24 protein-coding genes are annotated in these 26,764 nt (G+C 64.0%); 14 read left to right on the top strand and 10 right to left on the bottom strand.

Annotation, left to right across the window (positions count from 1 at the left end; all coding sequences use genetic code 11):
- Window positions 1-21: 21 nt before the first annotated feature.
- A complete protein-coding gene (locus BH682_RS00780) occupies window positions 22-1,578 on the bottom strand; it encodes a TM0106 family RecB-like putative nuclease (protein ID WP_058227446.1) in 1,557 nt (518 codons plus the stop codon).
- A gap of 124 nt (window positions 1,579-1,702) precedes the next feature.
- Between BH682_RS00780 and BH682_RS00775 the strand changes: the two genes are divergently transcribed.
- The 8 genes from BH682_RS00775 to cysC all read left to right on the top strand — a co-directional run bounded on the left by BH682_RS00775 (window position 1,703) and on the right by cysC (window position 8,797).
- Window positions 1,703-2,356, top strand: coding sequence for a DUF6474 family protein (locus BH682_RS00775; RefSeq protein ID WP_003944178.1), 654 nt, complete (start codon window positions 1,703-1,705; stop codon window positions 2,354-2,356).
- Window positions 2,357-2,370: 14 nt separating this feature from the next.
- Window positions 2,371-2,886, top strand: a complete 516-nt coding sequence (locus BH682_RS00770; RefSeq protein WP_047272730.1) for a hypothetical protein — start codon at window positions 2,371-2,373, stop codon at window positions 2,884-2,886.
- A 49-nt stretch (window positions 2,887-2,935) separates the two neighbouring features.
- Window positions 2,936-3,610: a YcnI family copper-binding membrane protein gene (locus BH682_RS00765; protein WP_075831755.1), complete on the top strand. Its 675-nt coding sequence runs from the start codon at window positions 2,936-2,938 to the stop codon at window positions 3,608-3,610.
- Window positions 3,610-4,128 carry a copper resistance CopC family protein gene (locus BH682_RS00760; protein ID WP_003944137.1) on the top strand — a complete coding sequence of 173 codons (519 nt, stop codon included), beginning with the start codon at window positions 3,610-3,612 and terminating at the stop codon, window positions 4,126-4,128. The genes BH682_RS00765 and BH682_RS00760 overlap by 1 nt, the downstream gene beginning before the upstream one ends.
- Window positions 4,129-4,132: 4 nt before the next feature.
- Complete coding sequence (locus tag BH682_RS00755) at window positions 4,133-5,074, top strand: copper resistance D family protein (protein WP_047272729.1); 942 nt, start codon at window positions 4,133-4,135, stop codon at window positions 5,072-5,074.
- A gap of 122 nt (window positions 5,075-5,196) precedes the next feature.
- On the top strand, window positions 5,197-6,006 hold the full coding sequence (gene stf0, locus BH682_RS00750; protein WP_007735934.1) for a trehalose 2-sulfotransferase: 810 nt from the start codon (window positions 5,197-5,199) through the stop codon (window positions 6,004-6,006).
- On the top strand, window positions 6,003-6,917 hold the full coding sequence (gene cysD / locus BH682_RS00745; RefSeq protein WP_047272728.1) for a sulfate adenylyltransferase subunit CysD: 915 nt from the start codon (window positions 6,003-6,005) through the stop codon (window positions 6,915-6,917). Before stf0 ends, cysD begins: the two co-directional genes overlap by 4 nt.
- Complete coding sequence (gene cysC, locus BH682_RS00740) at window positions 6,917-8,797, top strand: adenylyl-sulfate kinase (RefSeq protein WP_058038087.1); 1,881 nt, start codon at window positions 6,917-6,919, stop codon at window positions 8,795-8,797. Before cysD ends, cysC begins: the two co-directional genes overlap by 1 nt.
- Here cysC and BH682_RS00735 read toward each other — a convergent pair.
- Genes BH682_RS00735 through BH682_RS00720 form a run of 4 tightly spaced genes read right to left on the bottom strand, consistent with a single transcriptional unit; the run spans window position 8,794 to window position 15,773 of the window.
- A complete protein-coding gene (locus BH682_RS00735; RefSeq protein ID WP_075835089.1) occupies window positions 8,794-10,164 on the bottom strand; it encodes a sulfatase family protein in 1,371 nt (456 codons plus the stop codon). The two genes, cysC and BH682_RS00735, sit on opposite strands and share 4 nt — an antisense overlap.
- 56 nt (window positions 10,165-10,220) lie before the next feature.
- On the bottom strand, window positions 10,221-13,418 hold the full coding sequence (locus tag BH682_RS00730; RefSeq protein ID WP_075831753.1) for a carboxyl transferase domain-containing protein: 3,198 nt from the start codon (window positions 13,416-13,418) through the stop codon (window positions 10,221-10,223).
- Window positions 13,415-15,112 (bottom strand): AMP-binding protein, encoded by a 1,698-nt coding sequence (locus tag BH682_RS00725; protein ID WP_075831751.1) that lies wholly within the window; start codon window positions 15,110-15,112, stop codon window positions 13,415-13,417. The genes BH682_RS00730 and BH682_RS00725 overlap by 4 nt, the downstream gene beginning before the upstream one ends.
- A 25-nt stretch (window positions 15,113-15,137) precedes the next feature.
- Window positions 15,138-15,773, bottom strand: a complete 636-nt coding sequence (locus BH682_RS00720; RefSeq protein ID WP_019746323.1) for a TetR/AcrR family transcriptional regulator — start codon at window positions 15,771-15,773, stop codon at window positions 15,138-15,140.
- Window positions 15,774-15,923: 150 nt separating this feature from the next.
- Between BH682_RS00720 and BH682_RS00715 the strand changes: the two genes are divergently transcribed.
- Both BH682_RS00715 and BH682_RS00710 read left to right on the top strand, forming a co-directional pair.
- Complete coding sequence (locus tag BH682_RS00715) at window positions 15,924-17,300, top strand: M20/M25/M40 family metallo-hydrolase (protein ID WP_075831749.1); 1,377 nt, start codon at window positions 15,924-15,926, stop codon at window positions 17,298-17,300.
- Window positions 17,297-18,859: a YfcC family protein gene (locus BH682_RS00710; RefSeq protein ID WP_075831747.1), complete on the top strand. Its 1,563-nt coding sequence runs from the start codon at window positions 17,297-17,299 to the stop codon at window positions 18,857-18,859. Before BH682_RS00715 ends, BH682_RS00710 begins: the two co-directional genes overlap by 4 nt.
- 1 nt (window position 18,860) lies before the next feature.
- Here the strand turns inward: BH682_RS00710 and BH682_RS00705 are convergent, their stop codons facing one another.
- A complete protein-coding gene (locus BH682_RS00705; protein WP_003944177.1) occupies window positions 18,861-19,448 on the bottom strand; it encodes a DinB family protein in 588 nt (195 codons plus the stop codon).
- Between the two features lie 18 nt (window positions 19,449-19,466).
- Between BH682_RS00705 and BH682_RS00700 the strand changes: the two genes are divergently transcribed.
- The 4 genes from BH682_RS00700 to BH682_RS00685 all read left to right on the top strand — a co-directional run bounded on the left by BH682_RS00700 (window position 19,467) and on the right by BH682_RS00685 (window position 23,166).
- Window positions 19,467-20,714, top strand: a complete 1,248-nt coding sequence (locus tag BH682_RS00700; protein WP_223304489.1) for a hypothetical protein — start codon at window positions 19,467-19,469, stop codon at window positions 20,712-20,714.
- 68 nt (window positions 20,715-20,782) lie between these two features.
- Window positions 20,783-22,429 carry an MFS transporter gene (locus BH682_RS00695; protein WP_050657053.1) on the top strand — a complete coding sequence of 549 codons (1,647 nt, stop codon included), beginning with the start codon at window positions 20,783-20,785 and terminating at the stop codon, window positions 22,427-22,429.
- A gap of 3 nt (window positions 22,430-22,432) precedes the next feature.
- On the top strand, window positions 22,433-22,885 hold the full coding sequence (locus tag BH682_RS00690; protein WP_007735911.1) for a DUF6325 family protein: 453 nt from the start codon (window positions 22,433-22,435) through the stop codon (window positions 22,883-22,885).
- The gene (locus BH682_RS00685; protein WP_007735909.1) at window positions 22,882-23,166 is read left to right on the top strand and encodes an SHOCT domain-containing protein; all 285 of its coding nucleotides are present in this window, start codon (window positions 22,882-22,884) and stop codon (window positions 23,164-23,166) included. Before BH682_RS00690 ends, BH682_RS00685 begins: the two co-directional genes overlap by 4 nt.
- 1 nt (window position 23,167) lies before the next feature.
- On the opposite strand, the gene BH682_RS00680 is transcribed toward BH682_RS00685, so the two are convergent.
- From BH682_RS00680 to BH682_RS00665, 4 genes are read right to left on the bottom strand one after another with little or no spacing between them, the layout of a single operon-like run.
- Entirely contained in the window at window positions 23,168-23,851 is a 684-nt protein-coding gene (locus BH682_RS00680; RefSeq protein ID WP_075831745.1) for a SagB family peptide dehydrogenase, read from the bottom strand.
- A complete protein-coding gene (locus tag BH682_RS00675) occupies window positions 23,848-24,828 on the bottom strand; it encodes an ABC transporter substrate-binding protein (protein ID WP_075831743.1) in 981 nt (326 codons plus the stop codon). Before BH682_RS00675 ends, BH682_RS00680 begins: the two co-directional genes overlap by 4 nt.
- Window positions 24,825-25,619 carry an ABC transporter ATP-binding protein gene (locus BH682_RS00670; protein ID WP_042453274.1) on the bottom strand — a complete coding sequence of 265 codons (795 nt, stop codon included), beginning with the start codon at window positions 25,617-25,619 and terminating at the stop codon, window positions 24,825-24,827. Before BH682_RS00670 ends, BH682_RS00675 begins: the two co-directional genes overlap by 4 nt.
- The gene (locus BH682_RS00665) at window positions 25,616-26,683 is read right to left on the bottom strand and encodes a FecCD family ABC transporter permease (RefSeq protein ID WP_042920630.1); all 1,068 of its coding nucleotides are present in this window, start codon (window positions 26,681-26,683) and stop codon (window positions 25,616-25,618) included. Before BH682_RS00665 ends, BH682_RS00670 begins: the two co-directional genes overlap by 4 nt.
- Between the last annotated feature and the right edge of the window lie 81 nt (window positions 26,684-26,764).

The following is a 26,764-nucleotide window of genomic DNA, read 5'->3' as shown; positions in this document are numbered from 1 at the left end:
TCGCGACAGAACGGATCAGCGCTACAACTCGGAAGCCAGCGGAATTTCCTTCTCCGCGCGGTCCGTCATCCACTCACGGAGGACCTTGGTGGCAATGACGTCGTCCTCGTTGTACTGCAGGATGCGTGTCCGCTGCGTCTCGTCCGGCTCACCGTCGTAGCCAACCGCCTCGCGGTACCACGCCATCGACGCTTCACCCCCGGCCTCGGCGTCACGCCAGTTGAAGCCGGCGACGGGCGCAATCTTCTTGAGCCCCTTTCCGTTCGGGCAGATGAACTGATCACTCACTGCTTGATAGATGTCGACCCACTGCGGACTGTCGATGAACTCGCGGATCTCGTCCTTACTCGGAATCCCGGGTTCACCGGCAAACCTGCGCGCCGAGTCCAACAACCACTTGTCCTCGGCTGAACGCGAATAACAGTATGCGGCAAAGGTTTTACCCGAAGCAGCGGCCGCGGCACGCTCCGCCATCAGCCAGCCCCAGAACTCTGCGAACGACCGCGCCTCGTCACGCGTCGGCAGCGGATCCCACGTCGCAAATCCTCGATACATCGAGAAGCCGCCGACATTGAGCAACGTCCCCCACAGGTACGCGCCGTGCTCCTGATAGCTCTCCATGTCGACGTCGATCTCGATGTCCGCCCGAGTCACCGAGATCTTCTCGAACCGCCGCACCAACGGAGCATCTGCCAACCACGCCTTGGCGATCACGACTGCGTCGTCGAAATTTCCGTGCGGCCAATCCTCGAGCGGCTCACCGTCCCAGGCGGCCAGCTGATCGATCGTGTTGCAGCCGACGTCGCGCAGAAGCTCGGCCCGCGATCCGACAGCCACCAGGCTGACGTCGCGGTTGCGGACCAATTCCTGCTTGCATTCGGTCCACCACGGGCACGACTTGCACTCGCTCACCTGTGACGGAGACGTCAGCACCTCACCGCGGGCCACAGCGATACGGTCGGCGAAACGCTCGTCGTAATCGTCGAGAATCGCGCTGAGGTCGTGGACGAGGATGCAGTCTCCGTTGTATCCGATCGCGCCTGCCGTCAGCGACGGGCTCGCCAGCCCACGACGCTCGAGCATCCGATAGACCTGCGCGACGCGCATCTGATCGCGGACCTGACTGCGGACCTTGCGTTTGGGATCGGCCGCGGGCTCCCATTCGAAGAGCCCCGAGGTGATCGCGCCCTGGCCGGGATCGGTCACCTTGTGATTGACGACAATGACGGGGATGTACCCGCCACCCTCGTCGTCACGGATGAGCATTTCGCAGCGACCCTTGCGTCCGGTGTCGCGCTCGACCGGCAAGACCGCGCCCCAGATCCGGTCCGCGCCGGCCTCACAGGCAGCCAAGGTGTCGCGAGCCTGAGCCGACGCCGATTGGTCGGGGTTGATCTTCACCCAACGCTCGGGAGCAGCACCGATCACGAGTTCGGCGATCTCCGCGCGCTTCGCGATCGCGGCATCCTGGCGCTGCTTGACGCCGGTGTCGACGGGTTCCGAAGCCGATTTCCCGGGAAACAACCCGTCCAGACGCACCCGATGACGGCATCGGGTCAACGCCCCCGAATCGATGATCGGGAGCTGGGGCGCGGGGTTGTTAACGGAACACACGATGACGAAGATTATGTGCTCCCCTAGGCTGAAGCCGAAGCGCAGGTACCTGGCAACACACAAACACCTGGAAACGGGGTCCTTTTCGATGGGGTTGTTCAAGAAGCGAAAGTCTCGTGCCACCCGCAAGGCGGAGGCAAAGGCTCTCAAGCACAAGGCTGAGGTCGAGGCGAAGCTCAACGCCAAGAGCCAGCGTAAGCGCGACAAGGTCGAGACCAAGTCGCTCAAGAAGCTGGAGAAAGCCGAGATCGAGTCACAGCACAAGATCGAAAAGGCGCAGATCGCGACCCTGAAGGCGCAGGAGAAGGCCGCTGCGAATCAGGGCCTGACCGTCGCCAAGGTGCGTAAGTACCTGGGAGTGGCACGTCTGCTTGCCCCCGTTCTCCTGCCGATCGCTTACCGCGCAGCCACGGCGGTGCGCGCCCAGCTCGACACCACGCGTGCACAGAAGATGGGCATCGCCGTCGACCAGCTCGGTGACTACACCGGTCACGGCGCGAAGTTGAGCGCTCGTATCGCCGGCGCCGAGAGCTCGGTCACCGAGATCCTCAGCCGCAAGCCCGACGACGCGGAGACGCAGCGTTTCGCCGCCGCCATCCGTGAGCGCCTCGGCGACCTCAGCACGGCAGTTCGCGCTGCCGAGCAGATGCCGCAGGCTCGCCGTAAAGCAGCTCACCAGGCGATTTCTTCCGAACTCGACGGCGTCGAAGCAGATCTGCTCGCACGTCTCGGCGTGCGCTAGACCTGAGAACGCCAGTGAGAGCAGCCGAGCAGACCTCGACCCTCCGGGGGACAGCTGTCGGTTCCGCTTCGGCTGCTCTCGCTGTCGCCGCGCACGGGATCGGCGGAGGCGAGCTGCCACAGTCGTCGTCGCTGACCCTGTTGCTCGCCGTCTGCGCAACCGTCGGTGCCGTGACGGCCACCCTTCCCGCCCTCTCACGGGGGCCCGCTGCCCTGATCGTTGCTCTGGGTCTGGGTCAGTTGGCCGCTCACACCACCATGACGCTCTCCGAGCACGCTCATTCGCCCGCTCCGGGATTGGTGATGCTCGGTGCTCACGCCGGTGCCACCGTTGCTTGTGCGGTGGCGGTCCTGGCCGCCGAGCGCCTCTACCGAGTTGTCACCCACGCTCTCCACGTCGTCCTGGCGTCTCTGGCTCCCGCCGCTGTCACTTCCCGCGGCCACACCGTCTCGACCGGAATCCATCACGGACCTGTCGACGCTCTACTTCGCGCCAGCATCTCGCGGCGCGGTCCTCCTGCCCTGGTCTGAAGATTCGTAGAATGCCCCCCTTCACCAGACCAAGAGGACACTTCCCGACATGAAGAACACCCTGATTTCGCGCGCGGTTGTCACGACCGTCGCTACCGGCAGCGCCGTGCTGCTGGCCGCCGGAATTGCTTCAGCACACGTCAGCGTCGTCGCACCAGGAGCTGCGCAGGGCGGATACTCCGTTCTCACGTTCCGCGTGCCCACCGAATCCGACACCGCTTCGACCACCAAACTGACGGTGGCGCTCCCCGACCTCAAGTCGGCACGCACCGAACCGATGCCCGGCTGGACCGCCGTCGTGGAGAAGGACCCCACCTCGTTGGTCGCCAAGTCCGTGACGTGGACCGCCGACCCCGGCGTCGGAATCGCCCCCGGCCAGTTCCAGCAGTTCGTCCTTTCTGCCGGCCCGCTGCCGGAGCAGGACGAGGTCGAGTTCAAGGCCGCCCAGACGTACAGCGACGGCAACGTCGTCAACTGGGATCAGGAAGAGCTTGCCGACGGCAGCGAGCCGGACAAGCCCGCCCCGACGCTGACTCTCGCCGCGTCCACCGGCGATGCCCACGGAGCCCCCTCTGCCGATAACACTGCCGAGACGTCCGCCGCATCCGAAGCCTCTGACTCTTCGTCGGACAACACCGCCCGCTGGCTCGGCGGCGTCGGCCTGGTGCTCGGCGCGTTGGGCGCTGCACTCGGCCTCGGCGCACTGGTCAGGAGCAAGCGCTGATGAGTACCCGGATCAAGGTCATCGCCGTCGGCATGCTCGCGATGCTGGCCACGATGCTCGGAATGGGCACGGCCAGTGCACACTCCGCGGTGGTCGGCTCCAACCCGGAAAACGGTGCGTCCATTCAGGTTGCGCCTGACACGGTTTCGGTCACGTTCAACGAGGCTCTGCAGGCACAGTTCGCGGCGCTGACCGTCACCGGTCCGGACGGCAACCTCTGGACCAAGAGCGATCCGTCCGTCGAAGGACCCACTGTCAGTGCAGACCTCGGCGATCTCGGGCCGACCGGCGTCTACACCATCGCGTACCGCGTCACCTCCGCTGACGGTCACCCCGTCAACGGAACCCTGACGTTCACCCTCACCGAGGCGGGGTCGGGCACTCCCGGCGCTGCCGCCGCGTCGAGTACGGGTGAGTCGGAGTCCGGCAGCATGCCGGTGTGGATCTTCATCGTCGCCGGCGTCGTCGTGTTCGGCGGTGCGCTGTTCTTCGTGCTCCGTAAGCCGAAGTCGAGCTGATCGCGTGACGGGTACGGCAAACAGGTGGTGGTTGCTGTTTGCCGTACCCACAGCTCTGCTGGGAGTCCTGATCGCCTGGGGCCTCGCCAGCCCGTCGGGACCCGAATCGTCGAGCACGGTCCGCGTTCTCGCGATCGGATGTGGTTCGTTGACGCTCGGCATCGCGACTCTCGCCTGGATGGGCCGCAGTGAACGCCGCCCGGCAACATCCCCCGCCGTCATGTGGACTCAGCTCACCGCGGTGGCAGCAGTGTGGCTCGTCGCCGAGATCACGCTCCTCGTGCTCAATGCCGCAGCGGCCGACGGCGCCCCGGTCACCTCGCTGACCATCGGGCACTTCGGCGCATTCGTCTCCGAGGTCAACGTCGGCCGCGTCGGCGTCGCGATCATCGCGTGCGCGTTTGCCGTCGTCTGTTACGGCATCTACGGATTCACCAATCCCGAGACGGTGCCCGTCGCACCGGCATTGGTCGTCTCCGCGTTGGCGCTCGCTGCCCGCCCGATCACCGGGCACATGGCGCAGCAGAGCTTCGGATCGATCCTCGACGCCGTTCACGTCCTCGCTGCGGCCTTGTGGTTCGGCGTGCTCGCCGCACTCGCGCTTGCCGTACCGTCGCGCGGTGCCTGGGCGATCTGGTTGCCCAAGTACTCCGCTCTCGCCTGGCGATGCGTCCTCGCGCTGGTCGTCACCGGTATCGTCAACGCCGTCGTGCGACTCGACTCACTCTCCGCCTTCTACGACACCGCATACGGCCGGGTGATCCTCGCCAAGATCGTGGCGATCGGACTGCTCGTCGCCCTGGGATGGTGGTGGCGCCGGACATGGGTGGTCGCGAGCGCTGCACACCGCATGAGTTCGGGCGGATCCCTGCGTCGCGCCATCGGTGAAGTTGTCTTCATGGCCATCGCATTCGGGCTTGCCGCGGCCCTTGCGACAACTGCGTAAGACGTGCCTCAGCGCGACATTTCGTGACCCGCACATTTAACGTTTCACGTCGAGATTTAACCTCTACGTGAGTTTATTTTCCCAGCTTGCGGCGGTTTCCGGCCCCCCTTAGCGTTGCTCGCATGACGGAGGCCCAACGCTCGTTTCTCGTCTGCGCTTCGCAGCGCAGCGGCAGTACTTTGCTGGTCGAATCCCTGCGAGCAACCGGGGTCGCGGGTGAGCCGGAAGAGTTCTTCCAGTACCTCCCCGAGACCTCGCGATCGCCGCAACCGAGGCAGTGGTTCGAAGACGTCACGGACGAGTCCGTCCTGGGTCTGCTCGCCCCGTTCCACCCGGGCACGCCGGACACTCGCACCTCCGAACAGTGGCGCACACAACTTCTCGAACTCGGCCGAACCCCCAACGGAGTCTGGGGTGGCAAGCTGATGTGGAACCAGACGCCGCTCCTACTCGATCGCGCGGCCGGATTGCCCTGGCGCAGTGGGACGGACCTACGTTCCGCACTCCACGACACCCTCGATCACGACCTGCAGTTCATCCACGTCTATCGAGAAGATGTCGTCGCTCAAGCTGTGTCGATGTGGCGCGCCGTGCAGACACAGGTTTGGCGCGACGACGCGACTCCACCGAATCTCTCGGACGGTGCGCAGTACAACGCAGTCGGAATCGCGCACCTGGTGACGATTCTCGGTGAGCAGGAACGCCAATGGAAGCGCTGGTTCGAGGAAGAGGACATCTCTCCCATCGAAGTCGGGTTCCGCGATCTCACCGAAGACCCGCAGTCCGTGGTCGCAAAAACCCTCATCTCCCTCGGCCTCGACGGACAACTGGCCCCGCCACCGCCGCTGCGTCGTCAGAGCGACGGACGATCCCGCGAATGGGTGCAGCGTTATCGCATCGACGCCGAACAGAACGGATATCCCGTCACATGAGCACCGTCACCGATGTCGTCGACGAACTCCGAGTTCTCGAATCCGAAGCGGTTCACATCATTCGAGAGGTGGTGGCCGAACTCGAGAGACCGGTACTGCTCTTCTCGGCCGGCAAGGACTCGATAGTCCTGCTTCGTCTGGCCGAGAAGGCGTTTCGGCCCTCCCCACTCCCTTTCCCGGTCCTGCACGTCGACACCGGTCACAATTTCGAGGAGGTCATCGAATTTCGCGACCGCCGAATCAAGGAGGGCGGGCACACACTTCTGGTTGCTTCCGTTCAGGATTCGATCGACCAGGGCAGAGTGCAGGAGTCGACCGAGACCAGCGGATCGCGAAACCGCCTGCAGACCAGAACCCTGCTCGACGCTCTCGAAGCTGGAAGGTTCGACGCCGCGTTCGGCGGCGCCCGCCGGGACGAGGAACGTGCGCGCGCCAAGGAAAGAGTCCTCAGCTTCCGTGACGAGTTCGGCCAGTGGGACCCGCGAGCGCAACGGGCCGAACCGTGGTCGCTCTACAACGGTCGGATCAGACGCGGCGAGTCCGTTCGTGTCTTCCCGCTGAGCAACTGGACCGAGCTCGACATCTGGCGCTACATAGCCCAGGAGGAACTGGAACTGCCGTCCATCTATTTCGCGCACCAGCGGAGGGTATTCGAGCGCGACGGAATGCTCCTCGCTGCTTCCGAATTCAGCACCGACGCCGAGAACGCCGCGGCAACGACCGAGTGGGTGCGATATCGAACCGTCGGCGATCTGACCATCACCGGCGCCGTTCGATCGCACGCCACCACCATCGACGACGTCGTCACCGAAATCTCGGCCGCGACGGTTTCCGAACGAGGCGAGACTCGCGCAGACGACCGAACGTCGGTCGCCGCGATGGAAGACCGAAAGCGTGAGGGCTACTTCTGATGACGACCACCATCACTCGCCAACTCCTGCGACTGGCCACGGCGGGTAGCGTCGACGACGGCAAGAGCACGCTGATCGGCCGACTGTTGCATGACACCGACAGTCTGCCAACCGATCACCTCGATTCCGTCACCGACGAGCACGGTGTCGCCGACCTGGCTGCACTCTCCGACGGACTACGTGCCGAGCGTGAACAGGGCATCACGATCGACGTCGCGTACCGATTCTTCTCCACTCCGACCAGAAGTTACGTACTCGCCGACACCCCGGGGCACGAACGCTACACGCGCAACATGTTCACCGGAGCATCCAACGCTCACGTAGCGGTCCTGCTGGTCGACGCGAGGACCGGCGTGCTGCGTCAGACCCGTCGGCACGCCAGAATCGCCGCACTGCTCGGTGTTCCGAACCTTGTAGCCGTGGTGAACAAGATCGATCTGGTGGACTTCGACGAAGCGAGATTCGCTCAGGTGCAGGAAGAATTGCGGGCCTTGGCACGGCAAGTCGGACGCGAGGACGTACTCGCCATACCGGTCTCCGCGAAAGCCGGCGACAATGTCGTGACGCGGTCCGAGAACACCGCGTGGTACGAGGGGCCGACGCTCCTCGAGTACCTCGAAGGCGTCGAACTCCATGCGCCCGCGACGCACATCGAGGAGCTTCGGCTTCCCGTGCAATGGGTTTCGCGCCCCGATCCGCAGAATCGTCGCCGGTACACCGGCCGGATCTCGGCAGGCACACTGAGCGTCGGAGACGAGGTAGTGGTCCTGCCGTCCGGATCGAAGAGCACCGTGATCAGTCTGGACACTCTCGACGACAACCGCAGTACTGCCGTTGCACCACTGTCGGTTTCGGTGGAACTGGCCGACGACATCGACGTCGGACGTGGCGACGTTCTGGTCAGTGGCGGTGCGCAGGCTCATTTGCCGGTTCTGGCCCGAGAACTCGAAGCCACCATCTGCTGGTTGTCCAACACACCGTTGCGCGCGGGCGATCGGATAGCGCTCAAACACACGTCCCGGACCGTGCGAGCGACCGTCCAAGAATTGCACACCCGTCTCGATCCTGAAACGCTCGACGAGCAGGACAGCCCAGTCGAATTGGGACTCAACGACATCGGAACGGTCACGCTCCGAACCAGTTCCGTGGTGGTCGCCGACACCTACGACCACAATCGGGACTCCGGCGCCTTCATCCTGATCGACGAGCAGAGCAACGACACCGTCGGCGCCGGCACCATTCTCGAACCACGCGTCGTCGTTCCCGGCGAGCAGACCCGCAACGACATCAAGTGGCATCCGTCCTCACTCGAACGTCAACGGCGATGGGCGTCTACCACCCAGAGGGGCGCGACGATCTGGCTGACCGGCCTTCCTGCCTCCGGAAAATCCACCGTCGCTGTGGCTGTCGAACGTGCGCTCGTCGACGCGGGACGCACCGCGTATCTCCTGGACGGTGACAACGTCCGCCACGGTATCTCCGACGATCTCGGGTTCTCGCCGGGAGACCGGGCCGAGAACATCCGGCGCGTCGGGCATCTCACTCGACTGTTCGCCGACGCCGGCGTCGTGGCCATCGCGTCGATGGTTTCGCCGCTGCGTTCGGATCGAGCAATTGCGCGTGCTCTCAACGAAGCTGCCGGGCTCACTTTCCTCGAAGTTGCCGTCACCACTCCCGTCGAAGAATGCGAACGCCGCGATCCCAAGGGCCTGTACGCACGTGCGCGGGCGGGTGAACTGAAGGGGCTCACCGGAATCGACGCGCCTTACGAGACGCCGGAGGACCCGGACCTGGCATTCGACACAACCGGCGCTGACATCAACGAGCTGGTCGAGCGGGTCATCGCATTGTTGGAAGAGCGCGAAGCCGCGAGGCCCTAGGGGTTTTCGGTGTCCGACTCGAGGTAACCGCGGTCCGCACTGTAGGCGGACCGCACGTTGGGTCGGACACCGATCTTCTCGAGGTACGCCGCCATGCGGTGCACCGCCATCGCGCTTCCCAATGCCTCGTCCGGGAGACGATCATCCGTTTCGGCGCGCCACGTGTGAAGCTGCGAGGACAATTCCGCCTGTATTGCCGAGACTTCCGGTCGATCGATCAGATTGATCTTCTCGTCAGGGTCGGCACGAAGGTCGTACAGCTCCCGGGGTGCGCGTACCGCCAGATGCTCGGTGCCGAGCGCTTTTCCGGAAAGACTGTCCTCGATGTCGAGCGGTAGATCCAGAGCGGGGCGGACGGCGTAGTTCTCGATGTAGCTGTAGTCCTTGGTACGCACCGCTCGAATGGGATCGAAACTGTCGTGAAAGGTCTTCTCCGTGAACAAGGAGGTCCGGACAGGTTCGGACGGCTCGGTTCCACGATCGACGAGGGCATCGGCGTGCGAGCGCCCTTCCACCTCGGTGGGGACATCGATACCGAGGAGATCGAGAATGGTCGGAACAAGGTCCACACCGCTGAACAGTGTCTCGTATTCCTTTCCGCCACTGCGATACCGCGCGGGAGGCCGAGCGATCAAGGCAATACCGGTACCCGGGGCGTAGAGCGTCGACTTGGCACGCGGGAACGCCGCGCCGTGATCAGTGAGGAAGTAGACCCAGGTGTTCTCGTCGAGCCCCTCTTCCTCGAGGGTCGCGAGCAGTTCCCCCACCGCGGCGTCGGCCACCTCTACGCTGCCGTGGAATTCGGCCAGATCCTCGCGCACCTGTGGCACGTCCGGAAGGTATCCGGGGACCTCCAGGGCTGCGGTGTCCGCCGGGGTATAGCGATCGGCGGGGTACGGGCGATGCGTTTCGAAGAATCCCGTGGTGAGCAGGAACGGCTCGGGCGGGAAGCGTCGTAGCCAGTTCTGGGCACGCGGAACCACGTAGTCGCAGAACGAGTTGGTGACGTCGTACTCGTGATAGCCCAGTCGCTTCGGATACGCAGTCTCGTGCTGCATGCCGAACAGCGAGGTGTACCAACCGTTGTCGGAGAGGATCTGCGGGAGCGTCTGCACCTCCGCGTGGTACTCCCAGCCGTGGTGCGCCAACCCGATCAGACCGTTGTTGTGCGGATACCTACCCGAGAAGAGCGATCCGCGCGAAGGCGAGCACAGCGGCGCCGTCGCGTGTGCGTCGGTGAACCGGATGCCTTCTGCCGCCAGTCGGTCGAGATGGGGGCTGTTGACCCCGGCGACACCGTAACTCGCGAGGTGTCGCCCCAGGTCGTGCCAATGAATGATCAGGACGTTATCTCGCGCAGCCGACACGTGGGCAAGGCTAGTTGCCCCGCCCACGTGCGGCAACAGCTCGAATCAGCAGGATCTCAACTGTTTCTGCCGAGTTGTCTGATCCATCCACGGGTATCGGCCGGGTCGATGACGTCGTCCAGTTCGAACGTGGTCGCCGCCATCAGCGCCTTGCCCTGTGCGTAGGCCAGTTCCACGAACTGACCGAACAGCGTTTCCCGAGCCACCGGATCTTCGACGGACTCGAGTTCCTTGCGGAAACCGAGACGCACAGCACCTTCCAGACCCATCGGCCCGATCTCGCCCGTCGGCCACGCGACCGTGAACTCGGGGGCGTGGAAGGAACCACCGGCCATTGCCATGGCGCCCAACCCGTAACCCTTGCGCAGGATGATCGTTCCGAACGGCACGGTGAGGCGAGCACCGGCAACGAAGAACCTGCCGAACCTTCGAACCGTCGCCTCCTCCTCCGAATCCGGGCCCACCATGAATCCCGGTGTGTCGCACAGCGTCACCAGAGGGATGCGGTGCGCTTCGAGCAGTTCCAGGAAATCCGAAGCCTTGTCCGAGGCTTCCGCGTCGATCGCGCCGCCGAGATGCTCGCTGCTGTTCGCCAGCACACCGTACGGAACTCCTTCGACACGAACGAGTGCGGTTACTACACCGCGTCCGTAGTCTCGACGCAGTTCCAGGACGCTGTCGACGTCCGCGATTGCGTCGATCGCTCCACGAACGTCGTACGAGCGCAGGCGATTCTCCGGCACCACATGCCGCGAGAGCCGCGGATCCGGAGCGGTCCACTCTCCGCTCGCACCCTGGAAGTAGCCGAGGTACTGCTTGGCCAGCGCCACCGCATGAGCGTCGTCGTCAGCGACCAGGTGTACGACGCCGTTGCGGCGCTGCACGTCGATGGGGCCGATGTCCTCGGGGCGAAAGTTTCCGAGCCCGCCGCCCTCGACCATGGCAGGACCACCCATCCCGATGTTGGCGTCCGGTGTCGCGATCAGGACGTCGCACGCGCCGGCCAGGGCCGCGTTGCCTGCGAAACAGCGCCCGGACACGACGGCGACCATGGGCACCCGCCCGCTCAGCGCCGCCATGGCGCGGAAGGTTCCCAGCTCGAGGCCCGCCCCGGCGCCGGCGTCGGTGTCACCGGGGCGACCGCCGCCACCTTCCGCGAACAGCACCACCGGAACTCGCTTGCGATCGGCGATCTCGAGCAGGCGGTCGGTCTTGGCGTGATTGCGCATGCCCTGGGTACCGGCGAGCACCGAGTAGTCGTACGAGATCACGACGCTCTCGCCGCCGCTGATGGTCGCCACTCCGCCGATCAACCCGTCGGCAGGAGTGTTGGCGATCAGGTCTTCCTCGCTTCGCCGACTCCGCTGCGCCGCCAGCGCGAGAGCGCCGTACTCGACCAGGCTGTCGTCGTCGACCAGGTCGTAGACGTTCTCGCGAGCAGTCCGGCGTCCCAGCTTGTGACGCTTCGCCACGGCTGCGGGCCGGGCCGGGTCCAGGGTCACCTCGTGGCGAGCGATGATCTCCGCGAGATCGGGACGCACGTCGTCGAGGTCCACCTCGTCGACCTCGGCGAGCTTCGATCCCGCGCTTGCACTACAGACGACGAGCAACGGTTCGCCCGCACCCACCGACCTCCCCGGTGACGACAGGACCCGGACCACTTCGAGATCACCGGGCGCCGAGAGAACATGCTGCATCTTCATCGCCTCGAGGACGGCAACCTGGCCACCCGCATGGACTCCGTCACCGACTGCCGCGAGTTCGACGACGATGCCCGCCATCTGTGCACGGACCACATCCTCGTCCGGTGCCACGTCCACAGACGAGGAGGGCGTTTGTGGGCCAACGTCGGGGACGAGGTCCGCCAATCGAGAACCCAACCAGTCGACGTCGACCAGGCCGTCGCGGAAGTCCTTGTCCGACAGTATTGCCTGCAGGAACTCGATGTTGGTCGCTACGCCGTCGATGGCGAACTCACTCAAAGCGGCAATCGACTTGCGCACCGCGGCAGGGAAATCCGATCGACGCGTGTGGGTGATCACCTTTGCCAAGAGCGAATCGTAACGCGCACTCGGCGAGATTCCGACCGTACCGAAGGTGTCCACTCGCACGCCGGGCCCGCCCGGAGGAGTGAAGTTGTCGAGCGTGCCCGACGAGGGCAACGCATTGCCGTCCGGCGTCATGGTTTCCATGTTGACGCGGGTCTGGATCGCGATTCCCGAAGCGTTTGCCACGGATCCGACTGCCTCCGAGCCCTTCTCGACAGCGATGATCCCTGTTGGCAAGTCCAAGTTCTCGAACGGAACTCCGTCCGCGATCGCGAGCTGCACGGAGACGAGGTCGACTCCGGTGACCTCCTCGGTCACCGTGTGCTCCACCTGAATTCGGGGATTGACCTCGAGGAAGACGAAGCCGCGTTCCTCGACGAGGAACTCGACCGTCGCGATGCCGCGGTAGCCGACCTCGGCGCACAGCCTCGCCGCCGCAGCGTGAAGACGATCGCGCAGGGCCCCCGACAGCCCCTGCGCGGGCGCAACCTCGATCAACTTCTGATGGCGACGTTGGACGCTGCAATCGCGGTCACCCAGAGCGAGCGCGTGGGTTCCACCTTGCCCCGGTGCCGCCACGATCTGCACTTCGATGTGCCGAGCGTGCTCACTGAGTACCTCGGCGAACAGTGCCGAACTGCCGAATCCCGACTGGGCTTCGGCCGCACACACACGGTACGCGTCGTCGAGTGCTTTCGGGTCACGCACCGCGCGCATGCCGCGGCCACCGCCGCCGCTGAGCGCCTTGATCATGATCCCGCGGGAATTGCGCTCGAAGAATTCACGCACCTCGTCGAGGTCGGCGTTCGCCGATGTCGACGGCAGGACCGGCACTCCTGAGTCGACAGCCGCGGTGCGGGCACTGGCCTTGTCGCCGAAAGTCCGGAGAACCTGGGCGTCCGGGCCGACGAAGACGATGCCCGCCTCGGTACACGCCTGCGCGAATTCGGCGTTCTCACTGAGGAACCCGTAACCCGGGTGCACGTGCGTGGCGCCTGTTTCGGCCGCGATCTTCAGCAAAGCCCCCTGATCGAGATACGCGGATGCGCCCGACGCTCCGAGCGGCACCGACTCCGTGGCCGCCGCGACGTGCGGACTGGACGCGTCGTCCTCGGCGTACACCGACACCGTCTCGATCCCGAGTTCACGGGCAGTTCGAATGATCCGCAGCGCAATTTCGCCGCGGTTCGCAATCAGCAGTCTCACTTGTCCCCCTGAGTGCGCTCGAACAGATCGCCCTTGCGCACCTTTCCTGTCGCTGTCATCGGAAGCGCCTCGAGCACTTCCACTTCGGGCACCTTGTACGTGGCCATGTTCTCCTTCGCCCACGAGACGATCTCGTCGGCCACAGTGTCGGAACCCTCGACCAGTTGGACAAACGCAAAAGCCACCTGCCCCTTGTCCGGGTCCGGTTTCGGCACCACCGCAGCCTTTTCGATCGCCGGGTGCAGCATGAGCAGCGCTTCCACCTCGGAGGGAAAGACACTCATGCCGTTGGTCTTGATCATTTCCTTGTTCCGCGCCAAATAGTGCAAACCGCCACGCTCACTGAACTTTCCGACGTCACCGGTCTGCAGCCAGCCGTCACGGATGGCGTCGGCGGTGGCCCCCTCGTTGCGGTAGTACGCGGAAAGGATGGACGGGCTGCGCACGATGATCTGCCCGTGCTCGCCGACGGGAACCGGCCTGCCGTCGTGATCGACGATCAGAACGTCGGTGCCGGGCACCGGAATTCCGCAGAACACCGGCTCGCTTTTCAGGTCGTAGTCGCCGTCCTGGAAGCCGAGGGTGATCGTGTCCGCGGTGTGGGTTTCGGTCATGCCGTAGCTCGCTTCGCGCAGAACGCCGCCGGTAGCCTCGCGCCACCGCTGGCGCGTGGCCGGATCGAGTTTGAGAACGAACGAAACTGCCATGACGTTCTGGAGTGTCGAGAGATTTCGCTCCGCGAATCCTGGCGTGTCCATCAGTTCGACGTAATTGTCGACAGTTCCGACCAGCGAGGTCACGCCGTAAGCCTCGACAGCGTCGAGCGTGGTCTCCGCATCCCAACGATTCAGCAGGACCACGGTTCCGCCGTTGACGAGCGGAACCAGGATGCCGAAGTCCTCACCTGCGATCCAGAAGATCGGCAAGAACACCAGGGACACCGGCGGATTGGCACCCACCTGGTCACCGCCCGCAAGCGTCGCGGTGGCCGCGGTGTAAACCATGTGGCGCTGAGTGTGCTCACAGCCCTTGGGCATTCCCGTCGTTCCGCCCGTGTAGTTCAGGGCGGCGAGGGAATCGAGTTCGGTGGCGACAGGAGTCGCCCGCTCACTGGTGATGATCGACTGCCAGTCGCTCAGGCGCGGATCGTCGACCTCGAAGGGCAGTTCGACGGTCGGGATCGCCGTCAGCATGTCCGACACTGCAGTCTTCGCGACGTGTTCGAGTGGAGTCTGTGAGCGAACCTTCTTCACCAACTTCGAGAAGGTGTTCTGCGTCAGTAGGACCTTGACGCCGGCATCGTTGAGTTCGTGAATCAATTCATGTTCACGGAAGAGTGGATTGATCGGCACGTGAACCGCACCGACCTTGAGAATGCCGAGCATCGCGATATGGAACTGAGGGCAATTGACCAGGTGAACGCCGACGCGATCGCCGCGTTCGACTCCGAGTGACAGCAGCCATCCGGCAAAACGATCCGAAAGCTCGTCGTATTCGGAATACGTGATGACCCGGCCGTAGAAGACGATGGCAGGAGTATCCGGCCGCTCGATCGCCCAATGCCGCAAGTAATCGACAAGTCCCCCACCTTCGAGCGGATACTCGACGGCGCGGGGAATGCCGGCGGGCCAATGCGCTTGTTGCAGCGCAGAGATCTCCGCCAGAGCCGCTTCGAGCACGTCTTGTTCTGCCACCGATCACTCCATTCGTAAAAGAAATCTATTTCGACTCTTCGAACCCGATCAACCGCTCGGACATCGTCGTCATATCTGCAATGAACTGGTTCTGCTCTTCGACACTCGCCTTACTCAGTCGTGCTCCACCGGCCATCTGTGCGTCCGAGATCATCTGAACGAGCACCGGGGGCGAAACACAGGGATCTACGTCGTGAACCTGTCGAATCCGTTCGACAAAGCGGACGTAGCGGCTCACGAGCTTTTCGCGAACCGCCGACCAACTGCGCTCGACCTCGGAATCCACCCGCGCCCGATGCTCGATCACCGCGAGCAGGTCACCGTAGGTGTACACGGCCGTGATGAACGCCGACGTGGTCGTTCGGAGAACTTCGCGTAGATCCTCGGCCGCCGGGCCCTCCATGTGCTGAGCGTCGAGGAAGCGTCGGCACATCATTTCGGCGACGGCGCGGAAGACCTCGTCCTTCGACGAGAAGTACGCGTAGAAGGTCGCCCGGGACACATCAGCCCTGGTCGTGATCGTCTCGACCGTCACGGCGTCGTATCCGAGTTCGCCGAAGCAGAGGGCAGCGGTGTCGAGCAGTCCGGCACGGCGTGGACCGTCGCCGAGTTTGCGGGCTGTCCGCGCTCGCTCCTGCGTTTCACTGGTGGTCACCGTCACAGTGTGTGTTGACGTTGACGTCAATGTCAAGAATCGCGAGCCCGGCGCCCCACTTCGGCTTTTTGTTCGGGTCACCCTTTCACACCCCGCATATCGGGTGTAAGACTCTGCCTCTAATGTTTTTCGCCTTTCCCAGAAGGAGTCAATTCCGTGCCGGAAGAATCCGCCTCGCCCTCCTATTCCACGATCAAGGAAACAGTTGCAGCTTTGATGCCGGCACTGGAGTCGGAACTCGTCGAACTTGTTCGTATTCCGTCGATAGCAACAGAAGGTTTCCCCAGCGAGCCCCTGTTCGAGGCTCACGACCTGATCGTTTCTCTATTGGAGAGGTCCGGAGTCACGAAGATAGAGAAACTCGAAATAACAGGTAAAACTGCGCCGGTCATCATTGCGACAGTCCCCGGCCCAGAGGGAGCCCCGACCGTATTGATGTATTCGCATTACGACGTCGTTCCCGCCGACGACGTCGAACTCTGGGATTCACCGCCTTTCGAACCGAGCAAGCGTGACGGCGCGATTTACGGCCGCGGTACGGCAGATTCGAAGGCAAACGTCATCGGTATGATCGGCGCGCTTCGCGTCTTCGACGGAAAGCCGCCGGTGACGGTCAAGCTCGTCATCGAAGGCCAGGAAGAATTCGGCAGCCCCTTCGACAACTATCCGCCGGAAGCCCCCGAATTGTTTGCGGCCGACGCAATGGTCATCGCCGACGTCGGGAGCGTTCGACCCGGATCACCGACCCTGACCGTCGCACTGCGCGGATCGGCCCAGGTGATCGTCGAACTCACCACTCTCGGAGCCGACAAGCACAACGGCCTCTACGGCGGCGCCGCACCGGACGCCCGCCTCGCGCTCACCCGCGCACTGGCGTCGCTGCACGACGACAACGGTGACGTGGCGGTCGACGGCCTCCTGCGCGAACCGTGGACCGGCAGTTCATACACCGAGGACGAGTTCCGCACCCTCGCCGAGATCCAAGACGGGCTTCCGCTGCTCGGAACCGGCGGCATCGGCGAACGCATCTGGTCGGGCCCGGCCATCACCGTGACGGGCATCGACGCTCCCCCTGTGGACGGGGCGGTCAACGCCGTCGCAAGCACTGCCCGCGCCGTGATCAATCTGCGCGTACACCCGCGCCAACCTGCCATCGAGGCGCAGGCTGCTCTGGTCCGGCACCTGGAAGCCCTGCGCCCCTTCGGTTTACAACTGACTGTCACCGCGGGAGAAACCGGCGACGGGTTTGCGGCAGCCGAAGGTGGACCGGCCTTCGACGCGGCATTGTCTGCATTATCGCAGTCGTGGGGTGAGCCGGCCGGGCTGATGGCAGGCGGCGGCTCGATCCCCCTCGTGATGGCCTTGGATACAGCAGTGCCCACCGCCGAGAAGCTGTTGTTCGGCGCCACCGACGGTTACGCGAACATCCACGGCCCCAACGAACGCGTCCTGCTCGACGAGCTCGAGAAGGCCGTCGTCGCCAAAGCACTGTTCTTCCAGGAGTACGCACACACCTTCGAGGGGAAGAAATGAGCACCGAGACCGATACGGGATCCGCGCAAACGCCCGCCAAGAAGAAGTTCGAGTTTCCCGGTGCGGTCACGATGCTCGCGATCGTCACCATTCTGGTCTGGGTTGCGGCACTGTCCATTCCGGCCGGACGCTTCGGCGTCGACGTGGACGGCTCACCCGTTCCCGGCAGCTTCGAGACCGTCACGTCTCCGCTCTCGTTCTGGGAACGAATCCAGCAACTGATCCTCTCCCCCGTGAACGGCCTGTACGGCGTACAGGATTCGATCACCGGGTTCGTCGACACCGACAACATCGGACGGCTCTTCGGTTCGGTCGGCGTAGTCCTCTTCATCATGGCGCTCGGTGCGTTCATCTCGGTCAGCTTTGCCACCCGCAGTCTCGAAACCGCTGTCTCCCAACTCGCTACCAAGCTCAGCGACAAGGGCTGGTTGCTCATCACCGTCATCATGGTGCTGTTCTCGCTGCTCGGTTCGACGATGGGCTTCTCGGTCGAGACGTTCGGCTTCTACGCCCTGCTCATCCCGCTGATGACGGCACTGGGTTACGACCGCATGGTCGCGGCCACCATGATCATCCTCGGCGCTCTGGTCGGAAACATGGCGTCGACCGTCAATCCGTTCTCGATCGGCGTCGCCTCCGGTGAGGCAGGCGTCTCCATCGGTGACGGCATCGTGCTGCGCGTGATCCTGTGGATCGTATTGACCGCTGTGGCAGTGGTATTCGTTCTCCGCTACGCCGCAAAGGTGAAGAAGGATCCGTCCAAGTCGCTTGTCGGTTTCGACATCGCGGACGACGAAGACGAAGAGCCGGCCGAGCCGGTGGACATCGACGGCAAGCTCACCGGAACTCAGAAGCTGGTACTGCTCATCACCGGACTCACCTTCGGACTGATGATCTTCTCCGTCATCCCGTGGTCGAGCATCTTCGGCGCCACTACCGGTCCGGCCGAGTACGACGCGTACCACGTCACGGCAACCGAGCCCTACTGGTTCGAGTTGAACTGGTGGTTCCCGCAATTGGCGATGCTGTTCATCCTCGCCGCCGTTCTCGTCGGCATAGTCGCGAAGATGGGTGAGAAGAAGATCGTCTCCCTGATCACGCGTGGAGCCGGCGACATGGTCGGACCGGCGATCGTCATCCTGCTCGCTCGCGGCGTCTCGGTGATCATGACCAACACCGAAACCCTCGACACCATCCTCAACGCGATGGAGCAATTGGTCAGCGGCGCTTCGGCGGGGGTCTTCGCGATCCTGGTGATGCTCGTCAACATCCCGCTGGCGTTCCTGATCCCGTCCAGTTCCGGTCACGCCACCCTGGCGATGCCGCTGCTCGCGCCGCTGGGCGACTTTGCCGGAGTCAGCCGAGCACTCGTCATCACCGCCTTCCAGATGGGCCACGGCCTGATGCTGATGGTTGCCCCGACCAACGTCGTCGTTGTCGGCGGGTTGGCCATGGCGAAGGTCGGCTACGACAAGTTCCTGCGCTTCGTCTGGCCACTGCTACTGATCAACTTCGTGATCGTTGTCGTGGTGATCGGCGCGGCAGCGGTATTCGAGTAGTTCAAGCGTGGTGGGCCTCGCGTGCCGCCGTCTCCAGACGGTCGGTGTACTCGGCCCACCACGCCTCATCGCCGGGAGCCAGATTGTTGTCGCCCGCCTTCATCCCAGCGGCGCCGTCGATCAGCTCCCGCACGATGTCCGCGTGGCCGGCGTGCCGATGGATCTCGGTGACAACGTGAACGAGTATCCGGTGCAGTGTGACGTCGCGACGATCCTCCGGCCAGTGCTTCACGAAGCCGGGGGCGTCCAGATCGTGCTCCTCGATCGTGGCGTCGGCGAAAGCCCAGGTGCGGCGATAGGTTTCGACGATGTCGGCAGTGGACTCGTCGGCGCGGGCCCACATGTCGACGTTGAGTTCCTCCGAACGCAACCACGCGGGGAGATCGGGAACCCGACGGCCGAACGTCGGACCGAAATACCCGAGCTCGACGCCGATCATGTGTTTGACCAGACCCAACAAGTTGGTCCCTGTCCGGGTCATCGGGCGCCGAATGTCATACTCCGACAGCCCGTCGAGCTTCCAGACGAGCGCATCACGTGCTGCCTGCAGGTACCGCTGGAGATCTTCCTTTTCCGAGTTGGTGGTCATGAAACCAACCTAAACCGAGTGGAGCAGACATTGACAGCGGTCGAGGATCTGACCGAGGTTGCCTCCCGGGCCGTCGCCGCCGAGCGTGACGCCCGGTCGGTGCGCTGGCACAACCCGGCAGCCGTCCGCAAGGCTGCCGCGGCCGTCCGTGATTCGCTCGACGACGAACGATCAGCGCTGAGCCGACCGTCGTACAGCGGGTTGTCACCGTCGCCGCACATGGCGCGCCAACTCGAACTGATCACGACGTTGCAGCCGACGCTGCCCGCCGACGCCGGCATCGGCACCGCCGCGCAGGCCGAGGCCGACGCCGTCGCCGCGGTGACCACCGCACGGATAGCCTTGCGCGCCGCCCACCTTGCGGTTCTCGAAGCACGCGTCGCCGCGCTCGATGCCGGTGACACCGATACCGTCGCCGCCGCGATCCGTGGTTACGTCCCGCTGAACTCGGGCAACCCCGTCGTCCGGCATGTGCAGGATCTCGGCTCCCGGATCCGTGAGGAAGCACGGCACGTGGTGAGTGGAAAGCCTCGGTCGATCGCTTTTCGGCTGGGGCTGAGCCTCGGAATGGGCTTGGCGTACCTGGCATTCATTCGCCTCTTCCAGTGGGACACCAAGGAAGATCGACTGCCTTACCTTGCGCTGTACGCACTCTCGGGTGTGGTCGGAAGCGTCGTGTGCACCAATGCGCTCAGCTTCGACGCCGGCCGCGTGCGCGCTGCGTTGTCCGGTGGAACGAGGCTCTGGCACGTGCTCGTCGCGAAAAACGCGGTGATGCTGCTCCTCGTCGGCAGCGCCGGGTTCCTGCTCAGCGCCGTCCTCGCGTGGCGCTCCGGAAGCAGTGCCGACCTGGTGAAGGCGTGCGGCCAGGTGCTCACCATGATCCTGCTCTGGTTGGGGGTCGCGAACGTGATGTCGGTGAGCTTGCCGCTGCGGGCAGAACCGATGACGGCGCGGCGCCACGACGGCACGTGGAAGCAGTTCCTGCTGTCCTTCGTCATCTCGTACGGTGTCGGACTGATCGTCAATCTGATGCTCTACTGGCGCGTCTGGGCAAAGACGACGCTGCTCGAGCAGATGGGCGGTCCGTGGATTCCGGTCCTGCTGCTCCTCGCGAGCGCGGCCGCGACGTGGCTGTTGCTGACCGTGCTGGCCGTACTCTTGGCCGAGCAACCGCGCTTCCGTCGCGCCTTGCACCGGGAGATGGTGGTCTACCGCGAAGAAACCAACCACTTGCAGGCGACCATTCAGCACAATTCCGGCTAATGTAGCCGTGCGTGGCTGATCCGGGCACGTCGCGAGTACACGCAGTGTCGAGGAAGGCGTGACCCATCATGTCCGTAAAGCCTGGCGCGGCCGCCACAACGGCCGCCGTGAGCACCGCCTCCTGGCTACCACTCATCGTGGTGGTCCTCACCCAGATTCAGGCGTCGTTCGCCGTCAACGCCCTGACCGTCTCGATGGCCGGCATCACCACCGATCTCGACACGCCCGCAACAAGTGTCGGCACCGCGATCACCGCGGGCACCTTCGCCATGGCTGCCTTCATTCTGTTGGGGGCCAAGATCGGCGCCCGTTACGGAACGCGTCTGGTCTTCCAGATTGCCGTCGCGATTCACGGCCTCGCAATGGCCGCGGTCGCCCTGAGTCAGAGCCCGGCAATGCTGTTCGTGGCCCAAGCTGCATCCGGCGCCGTGATCGCCCTCATCGCTCCCGCGTTGACGGTCTTCATCGCCACGAACTTCAGTGGCGATCAGCAGGCAAAGGCCATCGGTTACCTGGCAGCAGCAATCCCGGCGGCCGGTGTGCTGGCGCTGCTCATCGCCGGTTCCTTCGCGACGACGATCGGGTGGCGATACTCGTTCGCCCTCGTCGTGGCTCTCGCGGTGGTCAACCTGATCCTGAGCTTCCGGGTCAAACCTGTTCCCCCGCAGAAGGACATCACCATCGACTGGGCCGGCGCCGCCATTGCTGCCGTTGCCGTCATCCTGCTCAGCTTCGGTTTCAGCGGCCTGAACTCGTGGGGCGTCATCCTGGCCACCGACGCTGCGCCGTTCTCGGTCATCGGTGTTTCACCCGCGGCCATCCTGATCGTCCTCGGCACCATCTGCGCGCAGGGATTCTTCCAGTGGACGCGAAGCCGCAAGGCGCAGAACAAGCCTCAGCTCTTCAACCTCGACGTCCTCAAGACCGGCGCCGAGCGCGCCACCACGATTTGCATGGCGACGATGATGTTCGTGGGAACCGCGGCCAACTTCCTCATTCCGCTGTACATGCAGATCATCCAGGGCCGCAGCAGCTTGCAGACGTCGTTCTCGATCATCCCGTACACACTTTCGATCTTCATCGCGAGCACCGTCGTCGCGCGTCTGTACAAGACGTACTCCCCGCGTCTGATCGCACGAGCCGGGTTCGTCGTCGTTGCCGCTGGACTCATCTTGTTGGCCTTCACCATTCGTGGCGACTGGCATCAGATCTTTGTCGTCATCGGACTGATCACCCTCGGCCTCGGGCAGGGCGCCATCGTTGCGCTGGTGTTCAACACCCTCCTCACCGCAGCCCCCAAGGAACTGGCCGGCGACGTCGGTGCCTGGCGAGGACTGGTACACAACATGTCCGGCAGCGTCGGCATCGCGGTGGCCAGCGTCTTCGCCGTCGGAATCCTCGGTTCCCTCGTCAGCTCGCAGCTGATCGACAACCCCACCATCCCGGCATCACTCAAGGTCGAGTCCGGGATCAATCTCGACCAGGTCAACTTCGTCCCCAACGATCAACTCGTCGTGACGCTCGAAAACACCTCGGCGACACAAGCACAGATCGACGAAGCCATCCGGATCAACACCGAAGCGCGCTTGCGCGCCCTGCGAACCTCGCTACTCGTCCTCGCCGGACTCTCCCTGCTCGCCATCATTCCGGCCGGCCGCATGCCCGACGAAGTACCTGCTCTGGAAGAACCGCAACCCACGAAGGGCAAGAAGTAACCGATGTCCAACCAAGACCAATTCGGTCCGATCGAATACGTTGCCGTCGAGTTTCCCGGCGGTGCACCGACCTCCGCAGGATTCGAGCAGCTGCTCACTCTCGTCGACTCCGGCGTGATCCGCATCCTCGACCTCGAGTTCGTCACCAAAGCCGCCGATGGATCAGTGGCCGTCGTACCGGCATCGACCTTCGAACTCGCAGATTTCGATCTGGCGCAGTTCGACGGCGCAGCCTCCGGACTGCTCGACGCCGGCGACATCGCCGCCGTTGGTGACGAGTTGGCCACCGGTAGTGTTGCCGCCGTGCTCGTTTACGAGGAACTGGCCATACTGCCGGTGATCGACGCGTGGACACGCAGCGGCGCAAAGATTGTCACCGAAGGTCACCTGAGCTTGGACGAACTTGCCACCGCACTCGACAACACCGCACCAGGCAATACGGAGAAGGACGCATGAGTTTCTTGAGGCGAGCCGGCCGGGTAGCCGTCGCAAGCTCCATTCACGGCAATGTTCAGCGCCGTCAGCGGACCCGTTGGGCCGCCGAAGATCAGGCTCGCGCAGCGCAGGCCCAGCCGGTGCCTCCGATTCCCGATCTACCACCCCTGCCACCGCAGGCAGCTCCGGCAGCATCGATGGACTTAAAGCTCGAACAGCTCACCAAGCTGGGCGAACTCAAGAATGCGGGAGTATTGACCGAGGCCGAGTTCGAGACCCAGAAGGCGCGCATCCTCGCCTGACCTAGCTGCGCCTCCCGAGGGCAAAAGCCATGACGGGAAGCTGCGTCGTCGCGAGATTCAACAGAGATGCCACTCGCGCATCCGTGAATCCTGCGATGGCGCAGCCCACAAGTCCCATCGCCTCGGTCACGAGGTACAGATTCTGAACCAGCACACCGGCATCCACGTGCATCGTGCGGTAGTGCCGCATCGCGTACTTCTCGAGCGGCGCTTCCACGTCGGCAACCACAAACAAAAGAACCGGGAACACGTCGACGAACTCGGGTTGGAGAAGGCTCGCTCGAAGGTGCTCTCGCACGTCGCCTGGCCGGACAGCTTCGGCACGGCCTCGGGCATATCGGTATACCCCGGCTCCGAGCTCGTCTCCGGGTCGGCTGAGAACAAACGACAGCGTCAGTTCGCGCATCCCGCCCGCCGTCGGGCTGCTGACAACACTGTGGTGCAACACGTTTGACAGCTCGCCTGCTCGGAGTGCCGTCTGTGCGGGGTCGTAGCGGCTCCGCCGTGCCTGCAAGACGTCCGCGAACCCGCAGGCCGGCAGTGGCGTCGCGGCCGGCAGTTCCACGGATTCACACGTCACCGGCGGCAGTGCGTGCTCGTCGAACGGTAGCTCCGACGGACTCACCGTCCGGTCCAACACTGCATGCAGCGATACGACGGCCTCGATTCGCTCGAGTGCGGTCACGAACCCGGGTGCAGCAGGCGAGACACCTCGCCGGCCCCGTCGATCGAGACCAACTCGCCGGCGAACCACGCCTCCGGAACGGCAAAGATCGCATTCGATGTCGCGGCGGGGGTTCCGGCAAATGCCGTCCGCGCAGCATCCAGGGTGGATTCCCGAGCCGACTCGGTGGAGTAGACGACGAGGACAGCCTTCGGCGACTTCGCGAGCACCGATTCCGTGGCTACCTGGCCGAAGTACTTTCCGTCGGGAAGGTCGTTCTCGAAAAGATTGCTTCCCCCGGCGGCCTCGAGCACACTGCTGTAGAGGCCCCTGGCCAGAGCATAGGACTGTCCCTCCGAAACCTGAACCATCACAGTGGGAACCGGCTCCTGCCCGGCGACAGATGCCTCGGTTGCTGCGAGGGACTTCTTGCCGTCGGTCAGGAGGGTTGCTGCCGCGTCACTTGTTCCGGTCAAGGCGCCGAGACCGTCGAGGTCGGACCAGACGTCGTCGATCCGCCCTTCGGTGACGGCCTTGTGGCAGTAGCCGCTGTTCACGAAGATCGGGATGCCGAGGTCACGCAATTCGTCCATGGTCTGCAATCGGTCACCGTCGAACCAGTATTCCCCGTCGGAGACGATCAGATCCGGTCGGGCGTCGAGCAATGCTTCTTTCGCGGGAACTCCGGTGCTCAGTACCGGCACGGCCGCGAACTGATCAGCGAGTTCGGGGCTGGGAGGAGAGAGGTCGGTATTCGATTGTCCGACAATGCGGTCGGCGGCGCCGAGCTGAATGAGAAGTTCCGTCATCGACGGATACAGCGAGACAATCCGCTCCGCCGTCTTGGGCACCGTCACCTCGCGATCACAATTGGTGACGGTGATCTTCTCGGACGACGACGCCGCCGAATCCGCCGTGGAGTTTCCGCATGCGGTCAGTACTGCGGTGGCGGTAACGGCCGAGCACATCAGCGCGGCAGTACGTATCGAGGATTTCAAGACACTGCTTCTTTCGTGTGTAGGAGCGGAGGGGCGAACGAGAGCAGGGGGCGCCCGGTCAACGGATGAGTGCCGAGATGCACCTGAACCCCGAATACTTCGGACAGCAGGTCCTCGGTGAGGACCTCGGCCGTTGGTCCTGTCGCGACAACTACCCCGCCGGAGAGCAGACAGACGTAGTCGCAATACGCTGCGGCCAAGGCGAGTTCATGGATCGCGACAATCGTCGTGGTACCGAGTTCGGCGACCAATTCCATCAATTCGAGTTGAGCACGGATGTCGAGGTGGTTGGTGGGCTCGTCCAGGACCAGGACCGACGGTTGTTGAGCGATCGCCCGGGCCAACATCACACGCTGTTTTTCTCCGCCGGACAGTTCGGCGAAGAGACGTGATCCAAAGCCCTGCATGCCGGTTCGCACCAGTGCGGCGCTGACGATGTCTCGGTCGATCTCGCCGAGTCGAGAGAACGCGCTGTGATGCGGCGTCCGACCCGTTGCAACCACCTCGCGGACACTGAACGAGAAATCGGATGAATGCTCCTGCCCCACAACACCGATGATGCGTGCCGCCGATCGAGGCGAGAGATCGTCCCAAACATTCACCTCGTCCACCTTCACGATTCCGCTTCGAGGCTTCATCGAGCGATACAACGCGCGCAGGAGGGAGGACTTTCCACTGCCGTTCGGTCCGACGAGTCCGACCACGCTTCCCTCGGGCGCTTCGAGGTCTACACCCGAAACCACGAGGCGTCCGCCCCGAACGACGTGAATTCCGCTGGCCGACAATCTCATGACTGCGCACCGCCGTCCCGTCGAAGCAACCAGAGGAAGAACGGTGCACCCAATCCGGCGGTGATGATCCCGAGTGGTAATTCGTTGGGCGCATCCAACATCCGAGCCGCAAGATCGACGATCACCAGGAAGGTGGCACCAACCAACGCGGTCGCGGGGAGCAGCTTGCCGTGATCGGAACCGACCAGAAGTCGTACGGCGTGCGGCACGAGCAGCCCCACGAAACCGATTCCCCCGGCGACGGATACGACAACCGCGGTCAGCAACGACGCGATCACCAGTAGTAGCAACCTGGTACGGCGCACGTCCACGCCGACCGATTGCGCGCTCTCGTCTCCCATGGCCAACGCGTTGAGTTGGCGCGATTGTGTCAACAGAATTGCCGCACAGACGGTGATCACCGCGGCGGGCACACCGAGATCCGACCAACTGGCCCCGCTCACCGAGCCCAGCAACCAGAAGAGCACTCCCGAAAGCTGACTCGGATCGGCGCGCAACTGCACAAAACTTGTTGCAGCCGAGAGCAGATAGCCGATGGCAACTCCGGCCAGGACCATGCGCAGCGGGACGAGCATTCCCTCTCGCCGACCCAGTACGAGAACCGCGATCAGGGAAACCATGGCCCCCAGGAAGGCTGCCACCGGAACACCGATCGACAGGCCGGTGCCGATGCCGGTCGTCATGATCAGTACTGCACCGAAGGATGCTCCGGAACCCACGCCCAGAATGTACGGATCGGCAATCGGGTTGCGCACCAACGCTTGCAGCACGGCGCCGGCCAGCGACAGCCCGGCGCCCGCCAATGCCGCAATCAGAATGCGCGGTACCCGCAATCCCCACACGATCCGATCGAGCAACGGGTCGACCGGCGGACCGCCGACGTGTGCGTACAACACCGCGAACACGTCGGCAAAGGACACCGACGCGGCACCCGACCACACCGCGACGGTGGAGACCGCGACAAGCACAACCGCCGTGGCCAACAGAAACGGGACGTACCCGCGCTCGCCGACGGGATGTGGACGCGACGGCACTCGTGGTGCTGCCTCGCTGGTCAGCGTCATCGCACTCCTGAGTCGGTGGGGTTCGCAGTCATGAACAGGTGGATCTAACCATAACGACAGTCGTTTTCATTAATAGTCACA

This window comes from Rhodococcus sp. YL-1 (genome assembly GCF_001942025.1).
Lineage (GTDB): Bacteria > Actinomycetota > Actinomycetes > Mycobacteriales > Mycobacteriaceae > Rhodococcus_F > Rhodococcus_F qingshengii.
The sequence above is the reverse complement of the archived record's forward strand: the minus strand, read 5'-3'. Positions and strand labels throughout refer to the sequence as shown.